General features: G+C 51.4%; 2 protein-coding genes. One reads left to right on the top strand and one right to left on the bottom strand.

Features of this window, described 5'->3' with window-relative positions; genetic code table 11:
• Positions 1-62: 62 nt before the first annotated feature.
• A complete protein-coding gene (locus tag CHB65_RS16580; RefSeq protein ID WP_089386116.1) occupies positions 63-1,184 on the top strand; it encodes a tyrosine-type recombinase/integrase in 1,122 nt (373 codons plus the stop codon).
• Here CHB65_RS16580 and CHB65_RS16575 read toward each other — a convergent pair.
• Complete coding sequence (locus CHB65_RS16575) at positions 1,168-2,577, bottom strand: tyrosine-type recombinase/integrase (protein ID WP_218818986.1); 1,410 nt, start codon at positions 2,575-2,577, stop codon at positions 1,168-1,170. The genes CHB65_RS16580 and CHB65_RS16575 overlap by 17 nt on opposite strands.
• Between the last annotated feature and the right edge of the window lie 957 nt (positions 2,578-3,534).

Raw genomic sequence — 3,534 nt, 5'->3', positions numbered from 1 at the left:
GCGGAAGAGTACCTTTTGCACAACTGTACTCTCCCGCTTCATCTCCAACGTTCTAACGGACTATCGCCTCGCCGTCACCGGATTCAATAGAACCGATCAAACTCGTCACGGAACCGTCCGAACAGCAACTCAACCAACGACAGTATCTCGACTATCGAAGCGAACGGGAACGATGTCTCGAATGGTTGTTGACCTTCGGCAAGGACCCGGAGAAAGCGGACGGGTACGCAAAGTCAACGGTCAAGAATCGTGCCGCCCGGATGGATCAGTTCTATCGCTGGGTTTGGGAACAAGAGGACGGATACACGTCAAACCTTACTCACGAGCACGCTGACGGATACCTTCGTCACCTCGCCCGCCGAGAGTGCTCAAACGCACACAAGAACGCCTGTCGAAAGGCCGTGATGATGCTCTTCAAATGGCGGCATCATCAGCGCGGTGCGGAACCGTGGACGCCAGAGATCACCTTCTCCAGAGAGAACCAGTCAACGGCACCGCGTGATTATCTCACACGCGAGGAGCGCTCGAAGATCCGTGACGCATCCTTGGAGTACGGAGATGTTCCAAAGCCTGATAGTGTATACGGCGAGGAGCGCGATCGGTGGGAAGCGTATCTCGCGCAGCGTTTCGAGAAGCCGAAAGCCGAAGTGACGAAAGCGGATTGGGAACGAGCGAACAGTTGGAAGATCCCCAGTCTCGTCAGCACGAGTCTCGACGCTGGTCTTCGACCCATCGAAGTCGAGCGTGCGAGGACGAGTTGGGTTGACATCGATAACGAAGTGCTACGTATTCCACGGACGGAATCATCAAAAGTCGCTGAAAACTGGATCGTCAGTCTGCAAAATCAAACGGTTGAGATGCTGGATCGATGGCTCGCACAGCGAGCAACGATCGACAAATATGACGACACTGATGCGCTCTGGTTGACGAGACAGCGCAATCCGTACGGGTCAGCAGCGTTACGTACACTACTGCATCGTCTGTGTGACATCGCTGGGATCTCGGTCGATAACCGGCAGATGAGCTGGTACGCCATTCGTCACTCAACGGGTACGTATATGGCCCGGGAAGAGGGGCTCGCCGCCGCGCAGACGCAACTTCGACACAAAAGTCCCGAGTCGACAATGAAATACGACCAAGCTCCCATCGAGGATCGACAGAACGCACTCAATCGGATGGGTTGAACGAACGACCCTGTTCGGTGGGGTCGTCACCGAGAATCTCTTTCGCTATGTCGACACGTGCTTCGGTCGTATCGGGTATCTCGACATCGATATGGATTGATGGTTGCGTAGCCTGACTGACCGCGCCACCAAACCGATTCGAAACTGACACCGGTTGCGACGAAGAAGAAGTCACCTGTGAGTCGTTCGACCGTGTTGACTCTTCGTAGGGATTGTACTCATGATCTTCTGCGGATCGTCGTGCTTTCCTGCGCGTCTCGTTGAGCCGTGCTCTCAGCTTCTCCGTCGGAGTCTGATTGTAGTTTTCCTGTGTCGTCGCTAACCGGCTGTGTCGAAGTTGATCATTCGCTTCCGATAACTCGCCTTCGTCAGTCACGTTTCGCCCCATGGTCTGCCGGAGACTGTACCACACGACCTTCCGACCCTCTGTTTTGACCCCCGCTTTCTCACAAAGCTTCCTGATCAGGTTACAGAGGCTCCCGGATTGATACGGATTCCCGTTCCTGTTCAGCCATATCTTGTTACTGCCGTCGTACTTCTCACGGTGGCGTCGCTCCTGCAGCCACTCACTCAACGCCTCAGCTGCTTCATCGGACAGACCAACCCGTTCCTTATCACGTTCCTTACAGGCATACTCAGTGGGGATCGTGAGCGTCTTTGTTTGCGGATCATACCAAGGTACTTCGGCGTTTGCAACCTCGATGGGTGCCAGTCCAGCATCATACGCCACGGTCACCAGTGAGTGTACGTGTCGGCTCCAATCTGCCTGCTGCCAGTCGCTACGTGTTACCTCGTCCTTCGGGATACCAAGTCGCTGTGCTACGATTCCGTTGATTTTCTCCCGTTCTTCGATTGAGGTCTCGTAATAGGCTGGCAGGGATCCGTGGGAAGCTGATTCATCAAACAGGAGTCCAAGTTCCCGATAGGTGAACCGGTACGCCGATTCGCCTTGCACGTCACTGAAGTCGATCTTCGATTCCCATACGTACTCCATTGACCCTTCGTGATACTGCCACTGAAAGTACTTCTGGAGCGCATTCGCAAATTTGCGCTTCGAATTTTCACCGTACTCCTCGCCCTTATTCGATCTGTTCTGTTGTGTTATCTCTGCGCGGTCGATCAGCCAGAGCAACTCGTCTGCATGGTCGTCAGTGATGACCGTTGGATCATCCGGATCAAGGTACGTTAACACGAATCGATGCAGTTGGTCGATCCGGTCGAGATAGTTCCCTGCGGTGGATTCGCCGAGTGCTTGTGCTCGTCTCGGATTCTTTCCTTCGGTGATCATCCATTGATAAAACGCCTCGTACTGTTTCTGTACAGCTAACGCATCATCACCGAGCATGCCTCGCAACTCCTCGGTGATTTCTATCGCTGATTCGGTTTCTGTCATCGTAGATGCACACCGGTTTATTAAACACCCGTTTAAAAACGCTCGTACTGAACCGGGTAAAATCGCCATAGAAACTGATCCACAGGCGTGCCTGCGAGGGAGAAATCACACAAACCGATCTCAGACAAAAATACTGATCCAACTGAATCAGAAACAGCAACTCCAGTCAGGAATCTTGATTGCGCCCTATTGGGTTGTTTAGGCCCCTTAGTGATCTCAGGAATGCACAGTTCCTATTGAGGTAACGGTGGTTACGGCTCTTGCGTTGGATTGTGTTGTTCAGGAAGCTTAGGTTCCTCAGGTACTTGCGGCGTCGGTAGTACACGAGGTATCTGAGTTTCAGATACTGGTTGAGACGGTTGTGGTCCCACAAGTACCACAGGTGCACCCCTCAGCACTGATGAGTAATGCTGTTAGGCGCATATACCGATAGTAATGATAATTTATCGGACATTTTCTGAATGATGGTTATCGGGCGATAACCGCCATATTATAACTCAGGATTCATATGGTTTGTGACACAAATATCACATTTGGTCAAGAATATTGGTTCATTTCACAATGAGTCCGCCGTATGCGACTATCTGGTTTGACTGTGGCAATTCACAATGACTGGACCTTGAATCGCGGTCACCGAAAAATAAGGAATGTATCTTCAGTTCACAGTGGATCATCACTACAAAATATGTTTCTCAGAGTTCATATTTTAATAACTCACCGAAAGGTTGGATGATAATGCAATCAGCCTCGTATTCGAGTTTTAACGATTCCTGATGCACCTCGCTGTGAGTGGCCCCAGTTCGCAGTCGCCGAATTTTAACGAATACATACTGAGCTCACAATGTTATTAACACCCCCAAAATCGGTACTTCCCGAACGAGCCGAGAGAGTGCTGTCTGAACGCTACAAAATAGTCACTTTCTGTATGATTAGACGATCAATCTCAGCTACTACCGC

Source organism: Halorubrum vacuolatum, assembly GCF_900188065.1.
GTDB classification, from domain to species: Archaea; Halobacteriota; Halobacteria; order Halobacteriales; family Haloferacaceae; genus Halorubrum; species Halorubrum vacuolatum.
The sequence above is the reverse complement of the archived record's forward strand: the minus strand, read 5'-3'. Positions and strand labels throughout refer to the sequence as shown.